The 23016-nt window shown below is 69.3% G+C and carries 24 protein-coding genes and 1 other RNA gene; 2 read left to right on the top strand and 23 right to left on the bottom strand.

Annotated elements, in window-relative coordinates:
• Positions 1–174: 174 nt before the first annotated feature.
• From GGR16_RS15790 to ybgC, 13 genes are all read right to left on the bottom strand, one after another.
• Positions 175–990 (bottom strand): outer membrane protein, encoded by an 816-nt coding sequence (locus GGR16_RS15790; protein WP_019404008.1) that lies wholly within the window; start codon positions 988–990, stop codon positions 175–177.
• 262 nt (positions 991–1252) lie between these two features.
• Entirely contained in the window at positions 1253–2596 is a 1344-nt protein-coding gene (glmM, locus tag GGR16_RS15795) for a phosphoglucosamine mutase (RefSeq protein ID WP_019404009.1), read from the bottom strand.
• Positions 2597–2782: 186 nt separating this feature from the next.
• Positions 2783–4708, bottom strand: a complete 1926-nt coding sequence (gene ftsH / locus GGR16_RS15800; protein ID WP_053193250.1) for an ATP-dependent zinc metalloprotease FtsH — start codon at positions 4706–4708, stop codon at positions 2783–2785.
• 141 nt (positions 4709–4849) lie between these two features.
• Positions 4850–5935, bottom strand: a complete 1086-nt coding sequence (gene tilS, locus GGR16_RS15805) for a tRNA lysidine(34) synthetase TilS (RefSeq protein ID WP_183317179.1) — start codon at positions 5933–5935, stop codon at positions 4850–4852.
• Between the two features lie 3 nt (positions 5936–5938).
• Positions 5939–6853 (bottom strand): tol-pal system protein YbgF, encoded by a 915-nt coding sequence (gene ybgF / locus GGR16_RS15810; RefSeq protein ID WP_019404012.1) that lies wholly within the window; start codon positions 6851–6853, stop codon positions 5939–5941.
• Between the two features lie 123 nt (positions 6854–6976).
• A complete protein-coding gene (gene pal / locus GGR16_RS15815) occupies positions 6977–7489 on the bottom strand; it encodes a peptidoglycan-associated lipoprotein Pal (RefSeq protein WP_019404013.1) in 513 nt (170 codons plus the stop codon).
• 167 nt (positions 7490–7656) lie between these two features.
• Positions 7657–8985: a Tol-Pal system beta propeller repeat protein TolB gene (gene tolB / locus GGR16_RS15820; protein WP_183317180.1), complete on the bottom strand. Its 1329-nt coding sequence runs from the start codon at positions 8983–8985 to the stop codon at positions 7657–7659.
• Positions 8986–9066: 81 nt separating this feature from the next.
• A complete protein-coding gene (locus tag GGR16_RS15825; protein ID WP_183317181.1) occupies positions 9067–10146 on the bottom strand; it encodes a cell envelope integrity TolA family protein in 1080 nt (359 codons plus the stop codon).
• An 11-nt stretch (positions 10147–10157) separates the two neighbouring features.
• Complete coding sequence (locus GGR16_RS15830; protein ID WP_026015451.1) at positions 10158–10610, bottom strand: ExbD/TolR family protein; 453 nt, start codon at positions 10608–10610, stop codon at positions 10158–10160.
• 28 nt (positions 10611–10638) lie between these two features.
• Positions 10639–11355 (bottom strand): protein TolQ, encoded by a 717-nt coding sequence (gene tolQ, locus GGR16_RS15835; RefSeq protein ID WP_053193253.1) that lies wholly within the window; start codon positions 11353–11355, stop codon positions 10639–10641.
• A 332-nt stretch (positions 11356–11687) separates the two neighbouring features.
• Complete coding sequence (locus GGR16_RS15840) at positions 11688–12104, bottom strand: DUF2852 domain-containing protein (protein ID WP_019404018.1); 417 nt, start codon at positions 12102–12104, stop codon at positions 11688–11690.
• Between the two features lie 293 nt (positions 12105–12397).
• On the bottom strand, positions 12398–13051 hold the full coding sequence (locus tag GGR16_RS15845) for a TetR/AcrR family transcriptional regulator (protein ID WP_183317182.1): 654 nt from the start codon (positions 13049–13051) through the stop codon (positions 12398–12400).
• 54 nt (positions 13052–13105) lie between these two features.
• Complete coding sequence (gene ybgC, locus GGR16_RS15850; RefSeq protein ID WP_040405337.1) at positions 13106–13561, bottom strand: tol-pal system-associated acyl-CoA thioesterase; 456 nt, start codon at positions 13559–13561, stop codon at positions 13106–13108.
• Between the two features lie 166 nt (positions 13562–13727).
• Here ybgC and GGR16_RS15855 point away from each other — a divergent pair, with 166 nt between their 5' ends.
• The gene (locus GGR16_RS15855) at positions 13728–14165 is read left to right on the top strand and encodes an EamA family transporter (RefSeq protein ID WP_053193255.1); all 438 of its coding nucleotides are present in this window, start codon (positions 13728–13730) and stop codon (positions 14163–14165) included.
• Positions 14166–14168: 3 nt separating this feature from the next.
• Here the strand turns inward: GGR16_RS15855 and ruvB are convergent, their stop codons facing one another.
• The 10 genes from ruvB to GGR16_RS15905 all read right to left on the bottom strand — a co-directional run bounded on the left by ruvB (position 14169) and on the right by GGR16_RS15905 (position 20783).
• Positions 14169–15209, bottom strand: a complete 1041-nt coding sequence (gene ruvB / locus GGR16_RS15860; RefSeq protein ID WP_019404022.1) for a Holliday junction branch migration DNA helicase RuvB — start codon at positions 15207–15209, stop codon at positions 14169–14171.
• A 19-nt stretch (positions 15210–15228) separates the two neighbouring features.
• Positions 15229–15849, bottom strand: a complete 621-nt coding sequence (gene ruvA, locus GGR16_RS15865; protein ID WP_019404023.1) for a Holliday junction branch migration protein RuvA — start codon at positions 15847–15849, stop codon at positions 15229–15231.
• Between the two features lie 31 nt (positions 15850–15880).
• Positions 15881–16393, bottom strand: coding sequence for a crossover junction endodeoxyribonuclease RuvC (ruvC, locus tag GGR16_RS15870; RefSeq protein WP_019404024.1), 513 nt, complete (start codon positions 16391–16393; stop codon positions 15881–15883).
• Between the two features lie 42 nt (positions 16394–16435).
• Positions 16436–17392 carry a DMT family transporter gene (locus GGR16_RS15875; RefSeq protein ID WP_183317183.1) on the bottom strand — a complete coding sequence of 319 codons (957 nt, stop codon included), beginning with the start codon at positions 17390–17392 and terminating at the stop codon, positions 16436–16438.
• A gap of 114 nt (positions 17393–17506) precedes the next feature.
• Positions 17507–18253 carry a YebC/PmpR family DNA-binding transcriptional regulator gene (locus tag GGR16_RS15880; protein WP_019404026.1) on the bottom strand — a complete coding sequence of 249 codons (747 nt, stop codon included), beginning with the start codon at positions 18251–18253 and terminating at the stop codon, positions 17507–17509.
• 127 nt (positions 18254–18380) lie between these two features.
• Positions 18381–19202, bottom strand: coding sequence for a TIGR00282 family metallophosphoesterase (locus GGR16_RS15885; RefSeq protein WP_019404027.1), 822 nt, complete (start codon positions 19200–19202; stop codon positions 18381–18383).
• Positions 19203–19246: 44 nt separating this feature from the next.
• The gene (locus GGR16_RS15890; RefSeq protein WP_019404028.1) at positions 19247–19837 is read right to left on the bottom strand and encodes a 5-formyltetrahydrofolate cyclo-ligase; all 591 of its coding nucleotides are present in this window, start codon (positions 19835–19837) and stop codon (positions 19247–19249) included.
• Positions 19838–19870: 33 nt separating this feature from the next.
• Positions 19871–20028: non-coding RNA, 6S RNA (gene ssrS / locus GGR16_RS15895), on the bottom strand.
• 86 nt (positions 20029–20114) lie between these two features.
• Complete coding sequence (locus tag GGR16_RS15900) at positions 20115–20495, bottom strand: cell division protein ZapA (RefSeq protein ID WP_019404029.1); 381 nt, start codon at positions 20493–20495, stop codon at positions 20115–20117.
• Between the two features lie 18 nt (positions 20496–20513).
• Positions 20514–20783, bottom strand: a complete 270-nt coding sequence (locus tag GGR16_RS15905; RefSeq protein WP_183317184.1) for a DUF4164 domain-containing protein — start codon at positions 20781–20783, stop codon at positions 20514–20516.
• 248 nt (positions 20784–21031) lie between these two features.
• On the opposite strand from GGR16_RS15905, the gene tkt reads away from it, so the two are divergent.
• Positions 21032–22966, top strand: coding sequence for a transketolase (gene tkt, locus GGR16_RS15910; RefSeq protein ID WP_245258943.1), 1935 nt, complete (start codon positions 21032–21034; stop codon positions 22964–22966).
• Positions 22967–23016: the final 50 nt, after the last annotated feature.

Consider the following 23016-nt stretch of genomic DNA (forward strand, 5'->3'; position numbering starts at 1 on the left):
CAAGGGAGGCACCACCGTTTGCCGGGAGCTTGCCGCCAAGAAGTTAAGTGACCATTAACCTTAACGAATGTTGACCGAAGATCTCGGCTCCTTTCGCCGACGGCCGGCAAAAAGAAAGCGCGGCGTAGGACGCCGCGCTCCTAGAACTGCGATGATGGCCCGCTCTGCAGCCGATCAGTATTTGGCGACGATCGGCTCGTAGCTCTCGGCGACCACGGGGCCGCCGAACATCCAGCGCACGCCGAGCTTCACGTCGTGCGAGGACAGGTCCTTGAACTTCATCGGGTTGTACACGTTGTTCGTGCCCGTGTACGTGATGATGTCGCCGCTCTGCGCATCGCCCAGATTGACGTAGCGATAGCCGAGTTCCACCGTGAAATTCGGCGTCACGGCATAGGCAAGGCCCGCATAGAGCGCCCAGGCGAAGTTCCACTTCGAGGCATCGCGCGCATAGGCCGAGCCGAGGTTCGGCACGTTCTCGTCGCGGAAGCTGTGGATGGTGTTGTAGGAGCCGCCGATGCCCGCGCCGATGAAGGGCGTCAGGCCGCTCCACGTGCCGAGATCGAGATAGGCATTGGCGAGGAACAGCCATTCGGACTTGGAGCCCGAATAGTTGTTGGAGCCGGCGGAATAGCCGGGACCGGCCGGATAGACGTCGTAGCCGTGGAAGTTCGCCCGGGCGCGATACTCACCCGTGACATCGAAACGGAACCAGCTGTTGAACTGGTAGCCGACGCCGACGCCGAAGAACGGTGCCGCATCGAAGGCCTTGTCGATGTTCACGACGCTGGCGTCGTAGAGCGCGTTGTCGAGGCTGTCGACCTCCTGGTTACTGAAGCCGATATCGCCCCTCAGATACCAGCCGCCGAAGGCGACGGGCTCCGGCACCGGCAATGGCGCCGGCGCAGGCAGGAGATCGGCCGCCCGGGCGCCGGAGACGAGCCCGGCGGCCATGAGGCCGGCGCACGCGATGGATTTCAGGCTGCCCATGAGTATTTCCTTCGTACCAGGCAAATCATGTTTGCCCGCAAAACCGCAGACGAAGGCAATCTAGGCATCACTCGTTAAATATCGCTTAAGCCTAACGCTTAACCCTACCGATCCGTTAAGACGCCATCGACGCCGCCGGCCGCCGGGATGGCGCAAGACGGCAACCGGCAGCCTTCCCTCCCCGCGGGGGGTGGGAAGTGCTACCGCATCGCCGATCGTTGCTGGTGCTCTTGTGCGGACGACGCTGGGGCTTGGGCCGGCGTCAGGCGGCGGCCCTGGTCAGCGCGTCGCAGACGTCGCCCACCACCTGCTCCACGAGGTCACGGTCGTCGCCCTCGGCCATCACGCGGATCACCGGCTCGGTGCCCGAGGGCCGGATGACGAGGCGTCCGTTGCTGCCAAGCCGCTCGCGCGCCGCATCGACGGCGTTGACGACGGAATCGTTCTTCAGCGGCTGGCCGTCCTTGTAGCGCACGTTCTTCAGGACCTGCGGCAGCGGCTCGAAGCAATGGCAGACCTCGCTCACCGGCCGATCCTGCGCCTTGAGGACGGCCAGCAGCTGCAGGGCCGCGATGAGGCCGTCGCCGGTCGTCGTATGGTCGGACAGGATGATGTGGCCGGACTGCTCGCCGCCGAGGTTGTAGCCGTGCGCCCGCATGTGCTCGAGCACGTAACGGTCGCCCACCGCCGTGCGGGCGAGTTCGAGCCCGCGGCCGGCGAGATAGCGCTCGAGGCCGAGGTTCGACATGATGGTGGCGACGATGCCGGGCTTGGACAGGCGCCCGTCGGTCTGCCAGCTCGAGGCGATGACGGCCATCAGCTGATCGCCGTCCACGAGATGGCCCTTCTCGTCGACGATGAGCACGCGGTCGGCATCGCCGTCGAGCGCGATGCCGATGTCGGCGCGCGTCTCCCGCACCTTGCGCACCAGCGCCTCGGGCGCCGTCGAGCCCACCTCGTGGTTGATGTTGAAGCCGTCCGGCTCGTCGCCGATGGTGATGACCTCGGCACCCAGTTCCCAAAGCGCCTCGGGCGCGACCTTGTAGGCGGCGCCGTTGGCGCAGTCGACGACGATGCGCAGGCCCTCGAGGTCGAGCTGGCGCGGCAGGGTGCGCTTGGCGAATTCGATGTAGCGCGCGTGCACGCTCTCGATGCGCTTGGCCCGGCCGAGGCCCGCGGGCGGCGCCAGCCGGCTCGTCAGGTCGCTCGTCATCAGCGTCTCGATCTCGCTCTCCACCTCGTCGGACAGCTTGTAGCCATCCGGGCCGAAGAGCTTGATGCCGTTGTCCTCGTAAGGGTTGTGCGAGGCGGAGATCATCACGCCGAGGTCGCAGCGCATGGACCGCGTCAGCATGGCGACCGCCGGCGTCGGCACGGGCCCGAGCAGCAGCACGTCCATGCCGACCGAGGTGAAGCCGGCCTGCAGGGCCGATTCGATCATGTAGCCGGACAGGCGCGTGTCCTTGCCGATGACGACACGGTGGCGATAGTCGCCGCGGTGGAAGACGAGGCCGGCCGCCTGGCCGACGCGCAGGGCAAGTTCCGGCGTGATGGTGCCGTTGGCCCGGCCGCGGATGCCGTCGGTTCCGAAGAAGCTGCGTGTCATGTGCGTAGAGCTCGGTGCGTGCAAGAAGAGGTCACTCTTATCTGAACCCGCGCGAATATATCATCCGGCATCGGCCAAGGATGCGCGCGTTTTGTTCACAAAGTATGAGCGCAGGTTACAGCCGTGCGACCAGAAAGACGAACGGCGCCCGACGGCGCCGTTCGGCCTGCGATGGATGATTGTGTATCAGGCCTGCGGTTGCGGCTCGAGGCCGGCGTCCGGCTCGCCGCGGGGGCGGTTGAAGCCGGCCGACGGCACGGGCGAGTGGCGCGTGGGCGCCGCCGGCTCGCCGGCATCGCGCACGGGCGGCTTGCCGTCGAGCAGGTCCCGGATCTCCTCGCCGGTCAGCGTCTCGTATTCGAGCAGGCCCTTGGCCAGGAGCTCCAGCTGCTCGGCCTTCTCCTTGAGGATGCGCGTCGCCTCGGCATAGCCCGCCTCGACGAAGCGGCGGATCTCGGCGTCGATCTTCTGGGAGGTGGCCTCGGAGACGTTCTGCTGGCGCGCCACGGACATGCCGAGGAAGACCTCGTCCTGGTTCTCGCCGTACATGACGGTGCCGAGCTCGTCCGAGAAGCCCCACTGCGTCACCATCATGCGGGCGAGCTTGGTCGCCTGCTGGATGTCGGAGGCGGCGCCCGAAGTGACCTTGTCCTTGCCGAAGATGAGCTCCTCGGCCACGCGGCCGCCCATCATGATGGCGAGGCGCGAGGTCATCTGCTCGTAGCTCATAGAGAGCTTGTCGCGCTCCGGCAGCTGCATGACCATGCCGAGCGCGCGGCCGCGCGGGATGATGGTCGCCTTGTGCACCGGGTCCGTCGCCGGAACATTGAGGGCGACGACGGCGTGGCCGGCCTCGTGATAGGCGGTGAGGCGCTTCTCCTCCTCGCTCATGACGAGGGTGCGGCGCTCGGCGCCCATCATCACCTTGTCCTTGGCATCCTCGAACTCGCGCATGGTGACGATGCGCTTGGAGCGGCGGGCGGCAAGCAGGGCCGCCTCGTTGACGAGGTTCATGAGATCGGCGCCGGAGAAGCCCGGCGTGCCGCGGGCGATAACCTTGAGGTCGACATCCGGGGCGAGCGGCACCTTGCGCACGTGCACGCGCAGGATCTTCTCGCGGCCGGCGACATCCGGGTTCGGCACCACGATCTGCCGGTCGAAGCGGCCGGGGCGCAGCAGCGCCGGGTCGAGCACGTCCGGGCGGTTGGTGGCGGCGATGATGATGACGCCCTCGTTGGCCTCGAAGCCGTCCATCTCGACGAGGAGCTGGTTCAGGGTCTGCTCGCGCTCGTCGTTGCCGCCGCCGAGGCCGGCGCCGCGGTGGCGGCCGACCGCGTCGATCTCGTCGATGAAGATGATGCAGGGCGCGTTTTTCTTCGCCTGCTCGAACATGTCGCGCACGCGGCTCGCGCCGACGCCGACGAACATCTCGACGAAATCCGATCCCGAAATCGTGAAGAAGGGCACGTTCGCTTCACCCGCGACGGCGCGGGCGGTCAGCGTCTTGCCGGTGCCGGGCGGGCCGACGAGCAGGCAGCCGCGAGGGATGCGCCCGCCGAGGCGCTGGAACTTCTGCGGATCGCGGAGGAACTCCACGATCTCCTGCAGGTCCTCCTTGGCCTCCTCGATGCCCGCGACATCCTCGAAGGTCACGCGCCCGTGCGCCTCGGTCAGGAGCTTGGCCTTGGACTTGCCGAAGCCCATGGCGCGACCGGCGCCGTTCTGCATCTGGCGCGACAGGAAGATCCAGGCGCCGATGAAGACGAGCAGCGGCAGCCAGTTGACGAGCAGCGCGATGAACCAGGGCGTGGAATCCTGCGGCGGCTTGGCCGTGATCTGCACGCCCTTCTGCGACAGCTTGCTGATCAGGTTGGGGTCGTAGGGCGCGTAGGTGGTGAAGGTGCCGCCCCCGCCGATATAGGTGCCCGTGATGTTCTGGCCCGAGATCACCACGGAGCCGATGCGGCCGTTCTCCGCGTCGGCGATGAGCTGCGAATAGGGAATTTCGTTCGCGGCCTGTCGCTGCCCCGGGTTCTGGAAGAGCGTGACCAGTGCCAGCACCAGGAGAAAGATGACCACCCAGAGGGCAAAATTACGGAAATTGGGATTCATCGTTTCCCTGTCGCTTTGTTCTTCCGGCACCGGAACCCGGGCCGCACTCATGTCCAAGCTAATTTAAGATCGCGCTAAACCCTTGCCAAGGGAAACCCAATCCGCGAGCACCCTTAAGGGAAAGTTCGTATCACCTTCGTATCAGCCAGACACCGGCGGCTTTTCTAGGGCGCGCCGGCCGCGTCTGCGTGGCGGCTCGGGCCCAATGCGCACGCGACCTGCGACATCGAGGGCAACGAGCGCCCCCGCTAGCGTCGTGCGCATGGTGCTCCCCGCCGCGCGCGCCCGGCGCAACGACACCGCCAGCGCCTCCAGCCGCTCGAGGCGCAAGGGAACCGCCGGCCGGGTCGCCGCACCCACGGCTTCCGCAATGGCACGCTCGAACACGCGTAGCATCAACTCCTCCGGCAGGTCGAAGGTTTCAGCGGACACCTCCACTCCCCCTCCCCCCTTCGCAAGGGGCCGGATGAGCCGGGCTGCCTCGGCCTCAGCCGCCGACGCGAGGGCCTCGTCCGCCCTCGCGGCACGCGCGGCAAGGCGGGCGAGCCGCTCCTGCGTCAACCCGAGCGTCTCGGCGGCGGCCCGAGCTACCGGGCTGCGCAGGCGCCCCCGCGCATAGGCCGCATCCCGGTTCGAGGGATCGTCCGCAGCCGCAAGGCCGGCCGCCGTCACCGTCGCCACGAGGCGCGCCTTGGGGAAGGCGAGGAACGGCCGCGCGAGCGCGAGGCCGGGCGCAGCCGCGACCCGAGGTCGCATGGCGGCCAGGCCGGCGATGCCGCTGCCCGCGGCAAGGCGCATGAGCACCGTCTCGGCCTGGTCGTCACGGTGATGGGCCGTGACGATGCAATCGGCGCCGATCGCGGTGGCATGGTCGGCGAGCAGGCGATAGCGCGCGGCGCGGGCGGCTTCCTGGATGCCGTGCGCCGGCTTCTCGCCGTGCCAGCAGAGGGTCGCGTGCGCCAGGCCGAAGCCGGCCGAGATCCGCGCCACAGCCTCGGCCTCGGCCGCGCTTTCGGCCCTGAGGCCATGGTCGACGGTGGCGACGCTGACGCTCGGTTTGCGTCCGGCACGGTCCAGCCAGCCGGCGACGGTGATCAGAAGGGCAAGGGAATCGGGGCCGCCCGAGACGGCAAGGAGAAGATGGCGGCTGTCGGCGAGGTTCGCGAAAGCTGCGTCGACCTCATCGGGCGCGAGAGGCTCGTCGTTAGGATGCGAAGACCCGCTCACGGGTCAGCAGCGCGCCCGCTCGCGCTCGGCCGCCTGGCGCACGGCTCCGGGAGCCTGCGGATATTTGCGGGTGACTTCGCCGAAGGTGGCGCAGGCCTGCTCGCGGGCGCCGATGGCATTGAGCGCCTGTCCGAGCTTGAGCAGCCCCTCGGGGGCGCGGCCGGCAGTGGGATAGTCGGTGGCGAGCTTCAGGTACTGCTCGGCCGCCTCGTTGTAGCGCTTGCGCTGGTAATAGGTCTCGCCGAGGAAAAAGGTCGCGTCGGGCACGAGCCGGTCGCGGGGATGTGACTGGAGGAACTGGCGCAGGCTCATCTCCGCCGCATCGTACTGGCGCTGGCGCAGCAGGGCGACGGCCGTGTCGTAGTCCTGCGCCGGGTTGGTCGAGCCCGTGGCGGCAATGCTCGGGCCGCTGCGCGCCGCCGGCGCGGAGGCCGCCATCGCCTCCCGCGCGAGCGAGTTGATGTCGAGCGGCGCGCCGGCACCCGGCGCGGGATCGTCGCCGATGATGGCGATGCCGCCCGTGGCGCTGTTGTCCGTGTTGACCGGCGCCTCGCCGAGATTGCGCGGGGCCCCCGGCGCCGCGGGCGCCGCCGAGGGGTCGAAGGCGTCGCCGCGCCGCTGCGGCGCAGGCGCCGGCTGGGTGCGCGGCGTCGTCGCGCCGGAGCGGCCGGCGCCGCCCCCTTCCTGGAAGCGGAATTCCACGTCTTCCTGGAAGCGCTGCAGCGTCTGCATGAGCTGCCGGTTCTGGTGCTGCAGTTGCTCCACCTGGCCGGAGAGCTCCCGCACCTGCCCTTCGAGCCGGTTGAGGCGCACGAACATGTCGGCAGCATCCTGCGCGCGTGCGCCTTGAGGCAGGACGACAATGGCAGCGGCCGCCGCGAGGAGCGCGACGGCGATGCTTCGGAGTGTCTGGATCATGCGATGCATTCGATTAGCCGCGGTTGTCGCGTTTGCCTAGCAGAACAGGCCGGTTGCGGCCACAATATGGCTGCAGCCCGGCCCTTTCCACGCAAGCGCCGCTTCCGGCGCGGGCAGCGCCGGTCAGACGCCGGCCCCGCCGTCGAGCACCGTGACGGCGCGACGGTTCTGCGACCAGCAGGAGATGTCGTTGCACACCGCGACCGGCCGCTCCTTGCCGTAGGAGATCGTGCGCATGCGCGAGGCGGGCACGCCGCGCGAGGCGAGATAGTCGCGCACCGTCTGCGCGCGGCGGGCGCCGAGCGAGAAGTTGTACTCGCGCGTGCCGCGCTCGTCGGCATGGCCCTCGATGAGGAAGGTGTAGCGCGGATATTGCGCCAGCCACTGCGCCTGCTTGTTCAAGGTCGCGACCGCGGTCGGCGTCAGGTCGGAGGAATCGGTCTCGAAGAAGACGCGATCGCCGACGTTCACCACGAAGTCCTGGGCCGTGCCGGGGGCGGCATAGCCGCCGGCAGCGCCGGCGCCGCCGGCGAGGCCGTCCTTGTTGGGGTCGGACGAGCAGGCGGCCAGCGTCAGGGCCGCAGCCACGGCGGCCGCCACCTTGAGGCCGCCCGACGAGAAGAGCGAGGACATCATCTGACAACTCCTTGACGCACCTCCGGCTGTCGGCGACCACCGGACAGACGCGGAACGAAGCCTGATCAATGAGCCGTCAACCTTGACGAGAGGTTGACGACAGGGACCCAAAAGCGACAGGTGCCGTAAAGCTCGCCTTGGGGTTAACCGCTGGTAAACGCGCCCGCTCAGCGCACTTCCGTCAGAAGCGGCGACCACGCGGGGTCGGAGCCGAAGGACGGCGTCGGCACCGGCACTTCGACGCGGCCGGTCACGTCCACCATGTAGAGCTTGCCGCCGCCCTGCCCGCCGGGATCGCGCCAGAACATGATGTACTGGCCGTTCGGCGCCCAGCTCGGCCCCTCGTTGTGGAAGCCCTCGGTCAGGATGCGCTCGCCCGTGCCGTCCGGCCGCATGATGCCGATGGAGAAGGTGCCACCCTTCTGGCGCGTGAAGGCGATGTAGTCGCCGCGCGGTGACCAGACCGGCTGGGCGTAGGAGCCCTCGCCGAAGGAGACGCGCTGCACGTCCGAGCCGTCGACGTTCATCACGTAGATCTGCTGCCGGCCGCCGCGGTCGGATTCGAAGGCGATGCGCGCGCCGTCGGGCGAGAAGGACGGCGAGGTGTCGATGGCGTTCGTCGAGGTGACGCGCGTCGTCGTGCGCGAGCGCAGGTCCATGATGTAGATGTTGGCGTTGCCGCCCTGCTGCAGGCTCATGACGATGCGCTGCCCGTCCGGCGAGAAGCGCGGGCTCGACGTCATGTCGGGGAAGTTGCCGACGATCTCGCGCTGCCCGGTGTCGAGGTTGAGGAGCTGCACGTGCGGCTGCTCGCCCGTGCGCTGCGACATGAAGGTGATCTCCTGCGCCACCGGCGAGAAACGCGGGGTGACGACGAGGTCCTCACCGCGCGTGAGATAGCGCAGGTTGGCGCCGTCCTGGTCCATGATGGCGAGGCGCTTGCGCCGCTGCTCCTTCGGCCCGGATTCATCGACGAAGACGACGCGCGTGTCGAAGAAGCCCTTGAGGCCGGTGATGCGCGTGAAGATGGCGTCGGAGATGATATGCGCGATGCGGCGCCAGTTGTTCGGGTCGGTGAAATACTGCTGGCCGGTGAGCTGCTGGCCGGCGAAGACGTCCCACAGGCGGAACTCGGCCTTGAGCCGCCCGCCCCCCTCGCGCGTCACCCGCCCCGTCACCAGCGCCTGGGCGTTGATCGCCTGCCAGGCGCTGAACTGGGGCGCGGCATCGAAGGCCGGCGACGGCTCGACGAAGGCCTGCGGATCGACGGGCACGAAATAGCCGCAGCGGCGCAGGTTGGCCGTGATGACCTCGGCGATGCGCGCGCCGAACTCGACGTCGCCGCCGAAATTGGTGATGGCGATCGGCAGCGGCTGGAAATTCGCACGGTCGAGCGTGATGGTGATCTCCGCGCGCGCCGGTGTCAGCACCGCCGGCACCAGGGTCATTGCCGCGATCAGCGGCAGCGCGAGGCGCGCCATCAGGGTCTTCATCATCGGGCTTTTCTTGGCTCTTGCCGGGAGAGACATGACGTCCGTGGGGCGTTGGTTATGGATGAGGCTGACGACGAAACCATGTCAGCCCAGGAATTCGCTCGGATCGAGGATCACGTTCCATTCCTGCCAGTCGGCATAGAACGGCTGGAAGCGCTCGGGAATGCGGAAGGGCGCACAGCGCCGCACGGCCCTGAGCGCGCTGTCCGCCACCGAACGGAAGGCGGCCTCGCCGGACGCGTTCGCCAGGGAAGGCGTCGCCTTCAGCGAGCCGTCCGGATTGAGGCTCATGCGCACGATCGGCTTGACCGCGGGATTGGCGCCCGGCGGCGGCGACCAGCACTGGGCCAGTTGCTCGCGCACGATGCCGCCGAGGATGTCGGCATCGGCGGGCGACAGCCGGGCGGCGTTGCCCGTGCGCGTGCCGAGCGAGGCGGTGCGGTTCACCTCCTGCCCCGTGGCGGCCGCGTTCTGTGGCTTGTCCTTGCTCTCGAGCAGCTTGCGGATGTCGTTCGGGCTGAACTTGCGGTCCGGCTCCTGCGATTTCGCGGGGGCCGGCTTCTCCTGCGGCTTGGTGTCCTCGATGAGCTTGGCGAGGTCCTCGCGCTTCGGCTCGGGCTTGGGCTCGGGCTTCTTGGGCTCCGGCTGGCGCTCGGGCGGCTTCTCCGCGATCTCGGGCCGCTTCGGCGGCTGCGGCGCGGGCTCCGTCCGGGCGGGCTCGGGCTTTTCCTCGGCCTGCTTCTCGGCGGTCTCGGCGGTGGGCGCCGGCTGCGGCTTCGGCGGCGTAGCCTGCTGCGGCGGAGGGGGCGGCGGCGGAGGCGGCGGCTTCGGCGCCTCCGGCTGCTCGGTCTCGGCGGTCTGCGGGCGCGAGGGAGGCGCCGGCACGTCACGCGGCGCCTCGCCGGGCTTCGGCTGCTCCTCGACCTTCTCCGACAGCTTGTCGACCACCGGCCGCGGGTTCTCGGCCACTTTCTTCTCGGTCGGCGTGCCGCGCGTCAGCTCGCGCAGGTCGCTCTCGCTGACCACGTCGACGGCGATCGCCTCCTGCTGGTCGGCAAAGGGCGTCGCCGTCGAAAAGGCGACGAGCCCCGCCACGAGCACGGCGGCATGGCCGACGCCCGAAACGATCAACCCCGGTTGCTGGCGAAGGAAGCGCAGCGCCACGGTCCCGCCCCTCAGCTCTGCTGCTCCGGCTCCGTCACCAGCGCGACGCGCTTGAAGCCGGCGGAGGTGACGAGCGCCATGACCTGGGCGACGCGGCCATAGTCGACCTGGCGGGCGCCGCGGATGTAGATGCGCTCCTCGGCGCCGGCCTTGGCGACCGCCATCAGCTTGGGCACGATCTCGCCGTCCTCGAGCGGCGTCTCCATCAGGAAGACGCGTCCCTTGTCGTCGATCGACAGCATCAGCGGCTTCTGCTCGACGTTGATGGGCTTGGCGGCCGTCTCCGGCAGGTCGAGCGGCACGCCGACGGTGAGGAGCGGCGCCGCGACCATGAAGATGATGAGCAGCACGAGCATGACGTCGATGAACGGCGTCATGTTGATCTCGGACATGGCGCCGTGGCGCCGGCGCCGACGCCGGCCCCGGCCGCCTCCACCCGCTCCTGCTCCGACGGACATGGCCATGGTCAGATCCCCTGGTCTTTCGCGCCGCTCAGGCGGCCGCCCGTTCGTCGATCTGCCGCGACAGGATGGCGGAGAACTCGTCGGCGAAGCCTTCGAGGCGCCCCTGCGACTTCGCCGCCTCGGCCTGCAGCCGGTTGTAGGCGATGACGGCCGGAATGGCTGCGAAAAGGCCGATGGCCGTGGCGAAGAGCGCCTCGGCGATGCCCGGCGCGACAACGGCGAGGCTGGTGTTCTTCGAGGCGGCGATGGAGCGGAAGGAGGTCATGATGCCCCAGACCGTGCCGAACAGGCCGATGAAGGGCGAGGCCGAGCCGATGGTGGCGAGCACGAGAAGCTTCGACTCGAGCCGCTCGACCTCGCGCTGGATCGATACGTCGAGCACCTTGTCGATGCGCTGGGCAAGGCTCGCGACCGCGCGACCGCTGCCCTCGAAGGAGCGCTTCCACTCGCGCATGGCGGCGACGAACAGGGCGCCCATGCCCGAGACGGGCCGGTTCGCGAGCGAGCGATAGAGCTCCTCGAGCGACTGGCCGGACCAGAAGACCTCCTCGAAACGGTCCATCTGGCGCTTGGTGCGCATGAACAGCAGCGTCTTGTCGACGATGATGGCCCAGGACCAGATGGAGGCGCCGAGAAGGCCCAGCATCACGAGCTTGACGACGAAATGCGCCTGCCAGAACAGCCCCCAGAGGGATACCTCGTTCACGGCCTGCAAGGCACCTTGCGTCACTTCGGCGGGGTCCATTCGCTTGTCCTTCTGCACTCTCGCGCCGCATGCGCCGCGGCATTCGCCGTCATCAACGGCAAACGGCAGGCTGTCGAAATTCCGGAAGCGTCGCGCAGATGCTCAGTCGCTTCCGAATCTGTCGAAATGAGGGCGCCCCCGGCCCTCGCTTCCCGCGCAATAGGCAACTTGCCATTGCTACCAGTAAGGCACGCGACAAGGTTAACGCCAGGTTTCCGCGGCGCGATGCATTGACGGCAAGGTGGACGGGCGCCAGGGCCGGACAAGCGAAAACGCCCGCCGGAAGGCGGGCGTTCGCAAAGGCTGCCCGCATTCGGGCAGCGTGAGCGGCGTTACGCCGCGGGAGCCTCGGGCTCGGGGCGCTGGCGACGCTCGGCCATGAACTGGTCGAACTCGGCCTTGTCCTTGGCAAAGCGCAGCTTGTCGAGGAAGGTCTTGAACTCGCGCTGCTCTTCCTCGAGCCGGCGCAGCGTCTCCTCGCGGTATTCGTCGAAGGCGCTGTTGCCGCTCGAACCGCCCGCCCAGCCGCCATGGCCTCCCATGCCGTTGCGCAGGCGATCCATCTTCTCCTGCAGGCGCGACATCTTGCGCTCCCAGCGGTCACCGCCTCTTCCGCACATCATACGTCCGCTCCACATTGCATAAATCAGGACAAACAGGCCGAGAGGCCACCAGACGAGAAAACCGAGGATCGTGAGCGCAATCCATGCCCCCCGTCCCATCTCGTCGAGCTTCGCCGCGATCGGCATGACTGGGCTCCATCGGTGAGTGTCGATCGGCTGTGAATGTAAATCACATTTACATAGGTAGGCAAGGTCGGGGGGCTTGTCAAGCGAAAGCGGTGGTCGGCTGTCGGAGGGATCACACGCCGCCGCGCGCAAGAGCAACCTCGTGTCCCGGACGCATGCAGCGAAGCGGAATGCGATCCGGGACCCAGCACAACAACTGGCCGAAGGCACTGCTTGCGAACGGGCTCCGGATCAGCGCCGCATCGCTTCGTGCTGCGGCGCATCCGGGGAACGACGGCCTGCGGCCTTGCCCGTTACTCGCCGGCCTCTGCCGGGGCGCCGATGCCGAGCCCCTGCAGGTAGACGAGCATGCCCGCCTCCAGCAGCTCCTCGGGCGTCATCGGCAGCGCACGGCGCCCGGCGTCGCCACGGGCGAACAGCGAGGCGATGCCGTGCGACATCGCCCAGATGTGCAGCGCCATCATCAGCGCCGGCGGCCGCTTGCCCGTCGGCACGGTCGCGACCAGCGCGTCCGACGCATTGCGCAGCACCAGGAAGGCCCGCTCGGCGGCGAGCCTCAGCTCCGGGTTGGTGTCGAGCGAGACCCCCGCCTCGAACATGGCCGAGTAATAGGCCGGCTCGTTGCGGGCGAAGGCGAGATAGGCCTTGCCGAGACGCTCGAAGGCCGTGCCCGGGTCGGGCGCCCCGTTTGCCCAGGCAGCCGCGAGTTCGCCCTCGAACTGGCTGAAGCCGCGCAGCGCTACGTCGGCGAGCAGCTCTTCCCGGTCCCGGAAATGGCGATAGGGCGCAGCGGGGCTGACCCCCGCCCAGCGCGCCGCCTCGGCGAAGGTGAAGCCGGCCGGCCCCTTCTCGGCGATGAGCTCGAGAGCGGCACGGACGAGCGTCTCCTTCAAATTCCCGTGATGATAGCCCCGGGGGCCATCCGATCCGCCGCGTTTCCAGCTCATGTGAAAAGGTCTTACATGCCTTTGAGGGCGCTGTCGATGTAAGGCGGCCGGTCCTTAAGCCTCGCCGCCGAGGATCCTGCGCAGATGGTCCGGGATGCGTGCCGGACGCCCGCCGGCGATGGCGGCGACGCGCACGTCGGCCGTGACGATAACCTCCTCGCCCCGGAGGATACGCTGGGCGATGACGAGCGAGGCGCCCCGCACCTCATCGGTGCGCGTCTCCACCGTCAGCACGTCGTCCATGCGCGCCGGCAGGAAATAATCGATCGTCATGCGCCGCACGGCGAAGATGAGGCCCTCGCCGTCGGCATGCAGGTCGGACTGGGCGACGCCCGCAAGGCGCAGGAAGTCGGTGCGCCCGCGCTCCAGGAAGCGCAGGTAGTTCGCGTGATAGACGATGCCGGAGAAATCGGTGTCCTCGTAATAGACGCGCACCGGCAGGATGTGGGTGCGCCCCTCGAGCACGCCGGCAAGGTGCGGCCACTGCCGGTCTGCGGTGTCAGTCGTCATCAGGTCGTCCCTTCGCCCGTCCATCTCGTCCTTTCCATCGGCCGCTCCTCTCCCGGGCACTGACCTATACGTCCCGGCCGACGATTTCCATCCCCTGCCCCCCGCGGACGCCTGTGCTATCGTCGCGGCGATCCGGCCGTCCGCGGCCGCATGACCGGTCCTTCCGATGAAATCCCTCATCAATAGCTGGCAGCTCTGGGCCTTTCTGTCCGCCACCTTCGCGGCCCTGACGGCGGTCCTCGCCAAGGTCGGCGTAGAACAAATCAACTCCGACTACGCGACGCTGGTGCGCACGCTCGTCATCCTCGCCGCCGCGGCGGCCATCGTCGCGATGACCGGGCAGTGGCAGTCGCCCGCCTCGGTGCCGGGGAGGAGCTATCTCTTCCTCGTCCTCTCCGGCCTTGCGACGGCCGCGTCCTGGCTGTGCTACTTCCGCGCCCTGAAGCTGGGCGACGCCTCGCGCGTCGCGCCCATCGACAAGCTCAGCGTCGTCCTCGTCGCCGTCTTCGCCGCCCTCTTCCTCAACGAGCGGCTGGCCTCGATCAACTGGCTCGGGGTGGTCCTCATCACGGCCGGCGTCGTCCTCGTCGCCTACAAGCCCTGAGCCTCAGGCGTCGTCGTCGCCGCCGAACAGGCCGAACTGCACCGTCTCGCGCTGCGGCTCCTCGAGGCCGAGGTGGCGGAAGGCGTGCGGGGTCAGGATGCGCCCGCGCGGCGTGCGCTGCACGAAGCCCTTCTGGATGAGGAAGGGCTCGATGATCTCCTCGATGGCGTCGCGCGGCTCCGACAAGGCGGCGGCGATCGTCTCGATGCCCACCGGCCCGCCGCCGAAGGAGAGCGCGATGGTCGAGAGATAGCGCCGGTCCATCAGGTCGAGCCCGGCGCCGTCGACCTCGAGCAGCTGCAGCGCCTTGTCGGCGATCGCGCGGGTGACCGTGTCGGCCCCGTCGACCACCGCGAAATCGCGCACCCGGCGCAGGAGGCGCCCGGCGATGCGCGGCGTGCCGCGGGCCCGGCGGGCGATCTCGTTGGCGCCGTCGTCGCTCATGCCGATGCCGATGACCCGCGCGCCCCTCTTCACGATGAGCTCGAGCTCCTCCACCGTGTAGAACTGCAGGCGGATGGGAATGCCGAAGCGGTCGCGCAGCGGCGTCGTCAAGAGGCCCTGGCGCGTGGTCGCGCCGACGAGCGTGAACTTCGGCAGGTCGATTTTGACCGAGCGCGCCGCCGGCCCCTCGCCGATGATGAGGTCGAGCTGGTAGTCCTCCATGGCCGGATAGAGGATCTCCTCCACCGCCGGGTTGAGGCGGTGGATCTCGTCGATGAAGAGCACGTCGCGCTCGTCGAGATTGGTGAGCTGGGCGGCAAGGTCCCCCGCCTTGGCGATGACGGGCCCGGAGGTGGAGCGGAAGTTGACGCCGAGCTCGCGCGCCACGATCTGGGCGAGCGTCGTCTTGCCGAGGCCAGGCGGGCCGACGAAGAGCACGTGGTCGAGCGCGTCGCCCCGCGTCTTCGCCGCCTCGATGAAGACGGACAGGTTGGCCCGCGCCTGGGCCTGGCCGATGAACTCGCCGAGGGCGAGCGGCCTGAGCGACTGATCGGGATCGTCGCCCCGCCGTTCGGCGGTGACGAGGCGTTCGCCCGCCATCAGGCCTCTCCCTCGCTGCTCATGAACGTGCCAGCTCCTTCAGGCCGAGGCGGATGAGGGTCGCGGCCTGCGCCTCCTCTCCCGCCGATTTGAGGGCCGCGGCCACGGCCGCCGCCGCCTGCGGCTGACCATAGCCGAGATTGACCAGCGCGGAGACGGCGTCGGCCACGGGCGGCGGGGCCCCGCCCTCCTCGACCGCGCCGGCAAGGCGGATGACCGCCGGATCGACCGCGCCGAACACCGGCGCCTTGTCCTTCAGCTCCGCGATGAGGCGGGCGGCGAGCTTCGGCCCGACGCCGGGCGCGCGGGCGATCGCGGCCTTGTCGCCCATGCCGACGGCCGAGGCAAGGGCGCCCGGGTCGAGCACGGAGAGGATGCCGAGCGCGACGCGCGAGCCCACCCCCTGCACCGTCTGCAGCAAGCGGAACCATTCCCGCTCCGCATCGCTGCGGAAGCCGTAGAGGCGGATCATGTCCTCGCGCACGATGGTCTCGATGGCGAGGGTCGCCGCCTCGCCGGCCGGCGGCAGGTTCTGCAGCGTGCGCGAGGAACAATGCACCAGATAGCCGACACCGTGCACGTCGAGGATGACGTGGTCCTCGCCGTAGCTGTCGACGACACCCTTGAGCTTGCCGATCATGCCCGCACCCGCCTGTCGAATCGTGCCGCCATCATAGCGCCAGAGCCTTGCGCAGCGCCCGTGCCTGCCGGTGCTGGGCGTGGGTGATGGCGACGGCGAGCGCATCGGCCGCATCCGCCGTCGTCGCCACCGCCTTCGGCAGCAGCACCTTGATCATTGCCGCGATCTGGCGCTTCTCGGCATGGCCGACGCCCGTGACGGTTTTCTTGACGAGATTGGCCGCATATTCGGCGACGTCGAGGCCGGCGAGCGCCGGCACCAGCAGCGCCACGGCGCGCGCATGGCCGAGCTTCAACGTCGCCTGCGCATCCTTGTTGACGAAGGTCTCTTCCACCGCCACCTCATCCGGCCCGTGATCGCGCACGATGGCCGTGAGCCCGTCGTGCAATTCGCGCAGCCGCTCGGCGAGCGGCAATTCGCCGTTGGAGGTCACGCAGCCGCAGGCGACGAAGGACAGGCGCGTGCCGGCAATGTCGACGACGCCCCAGCCCATCTTGCGCAGGCCGGGGTCGATACCGAGGATGCGAATCGCGTCAACGCCCATGCCTTCGGCTTTAGCCGAACAAAGGGCGAACGACCAGTCTCTTTACCCGCGGCGCTTGCCGGCGCCCGCCAGCGCCCCGACGGCGCCGCTCGCGAAGAGGAAGCCGACGGTCACGAGCACGAGGGCGCCGATGGCGAGCGGGGCGAGGCTCTCGCCGAGGAGCAGCATGCCGCCGAAGGAGGACATGGCCGGCACGAGCGCCGAGAAGGCAGCGGCCACCGTGACGCCGAGGCGGCGCACGGCGAGCGAATAGGCCGCGATGCCGACGACGCCGGACAGGACGCCCTGCCACAGCACCTGCATGGCGAGTTCCTGCCAGGGAGCGGTGAGGAAGCCGCTGTCGCCGGACAGATACCAGATCGGCAGGAGCAGCAGGAACGACCAGGCGTTGAGCACGGCGGCGGCCTGCCAGCCGGTCAGACCGCTCTGGCGGATGCCGAAGGTGTAGACTGCCCACAGCGCGCCGCCGCAGACGAAGAGCAGGTCGCCGCGCCAGCTGCCGGCGGCATCGCCGAGGCTCGGCCCGATGATGGCGGCGACGCCGGCGAGGATGAGGGCGAAGCCGACGAGATGGACGCGCGTCGCCCGCTCGCCGAACCACAGCGCGCCGAAGAGCATCACGAACATCGGCACGGTGGTCGGCATGATGGCGCCCATGTGGGCGACCGGGGCGAGGCGCGCGCCGGCCATCGCGACGAGCCCGAAGGGCAGGCCCGCGCCGGCCACCATGGCGGCGATCGTCCAGGGATTGGCATGGCGGGGCAAGAGGCCGCTGCGCAGCAGCACCGGCGCCAGCAGCAGCGACGCCACGCCGTAGCGCAGGAAGGCGAGATCGAACGGCGTCATGCTGGTCGAGGCGCTGTGGCGCGTGGCGATCTGCCAGCCGGCCCAGATGGAGATCGCGGTGAGCGCGGCGAGGATGCCGAGGAGCCGGCCGTCACGCACGGGTGCCCGCGCCGCCGCGGTAGCATCGACCGCGCCCTCGGTATGCACCGCCATCCACGCCTCCGGAACGCCGCTGAAACCAGTGGCGCATCCATAGCGGCTGGTCGGGCGGCGCACATCGTCGCGCGGCGGGCAGCAGCCGTGCGCCGGGCGCACGGCCGCGCTCGATCAGGCGCTCAGCTTGGCGAGGAGGCTGTCGGAGATCTCGAAATTGGCGAAGACGTTCTGCACGTCGTCGTGTTCCTCGAGCGTGCCGATGAGGCGCATCAGCTTCTCGCCCGTCTCGTCGTCGACGGCGATGGTGTTCTGCGGCTTCCACACGAGCTTGGAGGCCGTCGGCTCGCCGAACTTCTCCTCGAGCGCCTTGGAGACCTCGTTGAGCGCACCCTGCTCGCAATAGACCTCGTGGCTCTCCTCGCCCGAGACCACGTCGTCGGCGCCGGCGTCGATGGCCGCTTCCAGCATGTCGTCGGCGGAAGCCACCGAGGCGGCGAAGGCGACATAGCCGACGCGGTCGAACATGAAGGAGACGGCGCCCGTCTCGGCGAGGTTGCCGCCGCTCTTGGTGAAGTAGGAGCGCACGTCCGAGGCGGTGCGGTTGCGGTTGTCGGTCATCGCCTCGACGATGACGGCGACGCCGCCAGGCCCGTAGCCCTCGTAGCGGATTTCCTCGTAGTTCTCGCCCTCGCCACCGCTCGCCTTCTTGATGGCGCGCTCGATGTTGTCCTTCGGCATGTTCTCCGCGCGCGCCGCCAGGATCGCCGCGCGCAGGCGCGGGTTCATGGCAGGGTCGGGCAGGCCGAGCTTGGCCGAGACGGTGATCTCGCGCGCCAGCTTGGAGAAGAGCTTCGACCGCACGGCGTCCTGCTTGCCCTTGCGGTGCATGATGTTCTTGAACTGCGAATGTCCGGCCATCGGTCCTCCGGCGGATGCGGGGCGCCACGGGCCGCTCCCGGCCGCCCTGAGGTCGTCCCCGTCTGGAATGAGTGCGCGCCTTATAAGCCGCCTCTCGTCGAAAATAAAGGAAGCGGCGCAGCCGCGGCTATTCCCAGAAATCCGGCCCGCTCGGCGCAAGATGTGGCCCTATGCGCACATGCGCCACCTGGCGTGCGAGGCCCGTCGCATCGTCGGTCTCGACGGCGATGCCGGCGAGCGTGCCCTCGCCGCTCGCGGCCTCCAGCCGGCTGCCCGGCGTCTTCTCCAGGAAGCGGCGGATCGGCTCGTCCTTCTGCATGCCGAGGATGGAATCGTAGTCGCCGCACATGCCGGCGTCCGAGAGATAGGCCGTGCCGCCGGGCAGGATGCGCCCGTCGGCGGTCGGCACGTGGGTGTGCGTGCCGACGACGAGGCTGGCGCGCCCGTCGACGAAGGCCGCAATCCCCTGCTTCTCGCTCGTCGCCTCGGCATGCATGTCGATGACGACCGCGTCGCAGGCCGCGCCCAGGGGGCAGGCCTCCAGTTCCTGCGCCACGACGGTGAAGGGATCGTCGAGCGGATCCATGAACAGGCGGCCCATCACGTTCATCACGAGGACGCGCGCACCGTTGCGGGCCTCGACGACGGTGGCGCCACGGCCGGGCGTGCCGCGCGGATAGTTGGCGGGGCGCAGGAGGCGCGGCTGGCGCTCGATGAAGACGAGCGCCTCACGCTGGTCGAAGGAATGGTTGCCGAGGGTGATGACGTCGGCACCGGCCGCGAGCACCTCGTCGCAGATCGCCTCGGTGATGCCGAAGCCGCCGGCCGCGTTCTCGCCGTTGATGACGACGAGGTCGAGCTTCCAGCGCTCGCGCAGGCGCGGCAGCCGCTCGACGACGGCCGTGCGCCCCGGACGACCGACGATGTCCCCGAGGAAGAGAAGGCGCATGTGAACTCCCCGATTGCGGGCGGGATGCGAAATCCGCGCGGCGCTCAGGCCGCCTGTGGGCGGATCACTTCGCTTTCCGTGACGACGACGTCAAGCCGCTGGTCGTGATTTTCTGCCGGCACGCTCGCAACCTCCTGGCAGGCAAGCGCAAGGCCGATCGTCGTCAGAGCCCCGGCGGCCGAAAGCCGGGCGATCGCCCCGTCGTAGTGGCCCTTGCCGTAGCCGATGCGATGGCCGGCCCGGTCGAAGGCCGCGAGCGGCACGAAGAGGACGCGCGGCGTCACCTCCGCAGCCGTCTCCGGCGGACCCAGCGTGCCGAAACCGGCCGGCACCAGCGGCTGCCATGGCTGCCACGCCCGGAAGACGAGCCCCTGCGGCGAGCACACCGGCAGGGCAAGGGCGCTTCCCCGGTCGGCCAGTACTTCCAGGATAGGGCGCGGATCGATCTCGCTGCGCATCGGCCAATAGCCGGCCAATGGGCCGTCACCGGCGAGCTCCGGCAGGGTCAGCGCGTTGTCGCGCAGGGCCTCGGCCGCCTCCAGCATCGTGTCGACGTCGAGCGCCGCCTCATCCCGCCGGGCAAGGGCGGCCCGGCGCAGCTCTTCCTTGGAGGGGGAACCGGGAAGGGCGTGCACGCGTCGACTGGCCTCGCCGGCGGATGAAAACAGTGCGGAGCCACGATGGCCGTTGGAGGATCGATCCCGGGAAACCTACAACGTAGGTGGGCGCCGTGGTCGCCAAGTCCACGGACGAGGCAAGGAACAGCTCCCGTTAGGATCGATAAGGCCCCGGGGATATGTTCTCCTGACGCACCCCGCAGCACCGCGCGGCAAACATAGGACGGCGCCGGGAAGATTGCTAGAGGCCCGCGCGCCCTGCCAACAGCCGCCTGGATGGCTCAGCCCGGATGGCTCAGCCCGGCTGGCTCGGCTGCGCCGAGGGCGTCAGCGACTTCGTCACGCGCTCGATGCGCTCGGCGAGGGTCGAGACGGCCTCCGCCAGCCGCTCCTCGACGTCGCCGAGCCGCTCGTCGCCCGCGCCAACGGCCTCCTTCAGCGCGGCGACCTCGCCCTCGAGCCGCGCCAGGCCGCGCTTCGTCTCGCTCAGCTCGTCGGCGATGGTGAGCGCGGCCATGACATGCAGGCGCATGTCGCCGATCTCGCCGAAGGCCGTGCGCATTTCCTCGATGCGCCCGTCGAGGGTGGCGGCGAGCCCCTCGATATGCGCCTCCTCGCCCTCCCCGCAGGCCATGCGGTAGAGGCGCCCGGCGATGGTGACGGAAACCTGCGGCATCGCTCTTACCCCTTGGCGTTAAGGCTGGCCCTCGGCCCCCACGACGGTCCTGACCGCCCCCATGGCGCGCTCGACCCGCCGCGACACATCGTCCGCCGCGGCCTCCAGCCGCTCCAGCCGGGCGAGGGCCCCGTCGAGCTCGACGGCGAGCCGCGCCCGGTCGTCCTGCATCAGCGACAGCTCGGTCTCGAGGTCGCCGCGCCGCTGCTCCAGCTCGAGCCGCCGCGATGCCGCGCGCTCGAGCCCCGCGACAGCGGTCTCGAGTCGCTCGAGAGCTGCATTGAGCATTGCCTGCGATCGCGCCATGATCTCACCCGATGACTGTCGGCGGCGCGGGGAATCGCATGCCGGCCGTCGTTCCATTGACTCGCAAAGATGACCTGCTATCAAGCCCGCGCCCCCCGCGGCTGTGCCGGCCCACGTCGGAAGCGGCGTCGAACGCGCAGTCAGACCCTGGTTTCGAGCGTACCGGAAACGATCCAGTGACTTCTCCCGTCGAGCACGCCCGCCTTGCCAATGCCATCCGCGCCCTCAGCATGGACGCGGTGGAACAGGCCAAATCCGGCCATCCCGGCCTGCCCATGGGGGCGGCCGACATCGCCACCGTCCTCTTCTCGCGCTTCCTGAAGTTCGACGCGGCCGATCCGCGCTGGCCGGACCGCGACCGCTTCGTGCTGTCGGCCGGCCATGGCTCGATGCTCATCTATTCGCTGCTGCACCTCACCGGCAACACGGATGTGACGCTCGACGAGCTCAAGCGCTTCCGCCAGCTCGGCTCCAAGACGCCGGGCCATCCCGAGAACTTCATCACCTCGGGCATCGAGACGACGACCGGCCCCCTCGGCCAGGGCATCGCCACGGCGGTCGGCATGGCGCTCGGCGAGCGCATGCTCAACGCCCAGTTCGGCGACGATCTCGTCGACCACTACACCTATGTGCTCGCCTCCGACGGCGATCTCATGGAGGGCGTCAGCCAGGAGGCCATCGCGCTTGCCGGCCACCTCAGGCTCAACCGCCTCATCGTCCTCTTCGACGACAACGGCATCTCGATCGACGGGCCGCTGTCGCTGTCCGATTCCGTCGACCAGCTGAAGCGCTTCGAGGCGGCCGGCTGGGCGACGACCCGCGTCGACGGGCATGACCCGCAGGCCATCGCCGATGCGATCGCCGCCGCCCGCGACAGCGAATACCCCACCCTCATCGCCTGCCGCACCACCATCGGCTACGGCGCGCCGAACAAGGCCGGCACCTCCAAGGCGCACGGCGAGCCGCTCGGCGCCGAGGAGCTCGGCGGGGCGAAGCAGCGCCTCGGCTGGGAATACGGCGCCTTCGAGATTCCCGAGGACATTCGCTCCGCCTGGCTCGCCATCGGCGAGCGCGGCCGCGCGACGCGCGAGGCCTGGCAGGCCCGCCTCGCCGCCATGGACGCCGAGCTGCGCGAGGAGTTCTCCCGCCGCATCACCGGCACGCCGCTCGCCGGCCTCGACGAGGCGGTCGCCCGGTTGAAGCGGGAGCTCGTGGAGACGGCGCCGACGCTCGCCACCCGCAAGGCGAGCGAGACGGCCCTCGGGGTGCTGGCCGACGCGGTGCCCGAACTGGTGCTCGGCTCCGCCGACCTGACGCCTTCGAACAACACGCGCACCAAGAACCTCGAGGCGGTCAGCCCCGGCAATTACGGCGGGCGCTACATCCATTACGGCATCCGCGAGCACGGCATGGCCGCGGCCATGAACGGGCTTTCGCTGCACGGCGGCTTCATCCCCGCCGGCGGCACCTTCCTCGTCTTCGCGGATTATGCGCGCCCGGCGATGCGCCTCGCCGCCCTCATGGGCACGCAGGCCATCTACGTCATGACGCACGATTCGATCGGGCTCGGCGAGGACGGGCCGACGCACCAGCCGGTCGAGCATCTCGCCAGCCTGCGCGCCATGCCGAACATGCGCGTCTTCCGTCCGGCCGACGCGGTCGAGACGCTGGAGTGCTGGCAATTGGCGCTCGAGCGGCGCGACGGCCCCACGGTCCTCGCGCTGACGCGCCAGAACCTCGCCGCCCAGCGCACGACCTTCGCCGACTGGAACATGTGCGCCACCGGCGCCTACGAGCTCGCCGCCGCCGAGGGCGAGGCCGTCGTCAGCCTCTTCGCCTCGGGCTCCGAGGTCGAGATCGCGGTCGCCGCCCAGTCGCTGCTCGCCGAGCGCGGCATCGCCGCCCGTGTCGTCTCCGTGCCGTCGCTCGATCTCTTCCTCGCCCAGCCCGAGGACGTGCGCCGCGACGTCATCGGCAACGCGCGGATCAAGGTCGCCGTCGAGGCTGCCGTGCGCTTCGGCTGGGATGCGGTGATCGGCCCCGACGGCATCTTCGTCGGCATGTCGGGCTTCGGCGCCAGCGCCCCGTACAAGGAGCTGTACAAGCATTTCGGCATCACGGCCGACGCCGTCGTCGAGCGCGTCCTCGCCAGGCACAACGCCTGAGCGGGCGCGCTTCGCCTCAGTTTCGCCGAACGGGCCGTGTCTCACGGCAA

This window comes from Chelatococcus caeni, assembly GCF_014196925.1.
In the GTDB taxonomy this organism is placed as follows: Bacteria; Pseudomonadota; Alphaproteobacteria; order Rhizobiales; family Beijerinckiaceae; genus Chelatococcus_A; species Chelatococcus_A caeni.

Bases quoted from the DNA above. Each gene is read 5' to 3' on its own strand.
- GGR16_RS15790 (WP_019404008.1), bottom strand. From the start codon at position 990: ATGGGCAGCCTGAAATCCATCGCGTGCGCCGGCCTCATGGCCGCCGGG.
- glmM (WP_019404009.1), bottom strand. From the start codon at position 2,596: ATGACACGCAGCTTCTTCGGAACCGACGGCATCCGCGGCCGGGCCAAC.
- ftsH (WP_053193250.1), bottom strand. From the start codon at position 4,708: ATGAATCCCAATTTCCGTAATTTTGCCCTCTGGGTGGTCATCTTTCTC.
- ybgF (WP_019404012.1), bottom strand. From the start codon at position 6,853: ATGATCCAGACACTCCGAAGCATCGCCGTCGCGCTCCTCGCGGCGGCC.
- pal (WP_019404013.1), bottom strand. From the start codon at position 7,489: ATGATGTCCTCGCTCTTCTCGTCGGGCGGCCTCAAGGTGGCGGCCGCC.
- tolB (WP_183317180.1), bottom strand. From the start codon at position 8,985: ATGATGAAGACCCTGATGGCGCGCCTCGCGCTGCCGCTGATCGCGGCA.
- GGR16_RS15830 (WP_026015451.1), bottom strand. From the start codon at position 10,610: ATGGCCATGTCCGTCGGAGCAGGAGCGGGTGGAGGCGGCCGGGGCCGG.
- tolQ (WP_053193253.1), bottom strand. From the start codon at position 11,355: ATGGACCCCGCCGAAGTGACGCAAGGTGCCTTGCAGGCCGTGAACGAG.
- GGR16_RS15840 (WP_019404018.1), bottom strand. From the start codon at position 12,104: ATGCCGATCGCGGCGAAGCTCGACGAGATGGGACGGGGGGCATGGATT.
- GGR16_RS15845 (WP_183317182.1), bottom strand. From the start codon at position 13,051: ATGAGCTGGAAACGCGGCGGATCGGATGGCCCCCGGGGCTATCATCAC.
- ybgC (WP_040405337.1), bottom strand. From the start codon at position 13,561: ATGACGACTGACACCGCAGACCGGCAGTGGCCGCACCTTGCCGGCGTG.
- GGR16_RS15855 (WP_053193255.1), top strand. From the start codon at position 13,728: ATGAAATCCCTCATCAATAGCTGGCAGCTCTGGGCCTTTCTGTCCGCC.
- ruvB (WP_019404022.1), bottom strand. From the start codon at position 15,209: ATGGCGGGCGAACGCCTCGTCACCGCCGAACGGCGGGGCGACGATCCC.
- ruvA (WP_019404023.1), bottom strand. From the start codon at position 15,849: ATGATCGGCAAGCTCAAGGGTGTCGTCGACAGCTACGGCGAGGACCAC.
- ruvC (WP_019404024.1), bottom strand. From the start codon at position 16,393: ATGGGCGTTGACGCGATTCGCATCCTCGGTATCGACCCCGGCCTGCGC.
- GGR16_RS15875 (WP_183317183.1), bottom strand. From the start codon at position 17,392: ATGGCGGTGCATACCGAGGGCGCGGTCGATGCTACCGCGGCGGCGCGG.
- GGR16_RS15880 (WP_019404026.1), bottom strand. From the start codon at position 18,253: ATGGCCGGACATTCGCAGTTCAAGAACATCATGCACCGCAAGGGCAAG.
- GGR16_RS15885 (WP_019404027.1), bottom strand. From the start codon at position 19,202: ATGCGCCTTCTCTTCCTCGGGGACATCGTCGGTCGTCCGGGGCGCACG.
- GGR16_RS15900 (WP_019404029.1), bottom strand. From the start codon at position 20,495: ATGCCGCAGGTTTCCGTCACCATCGCCGGGCGCCTCTACCGCATGGCC.
- GGR16_RS15905 (WP_183317184.1), bottom strand. From the start codon at position 20,783: ATGCTCAATGCAGCTCTCGAGCGACTCGAGACCGCTGTCGCGGGGCTC.
- tkt (WP_245258943.1), top strand. From the start codon at position 21,032: ATGGACGCGGTGGAACAGGCCAAATCCGGCCATCCCGGCCTGCCCATG.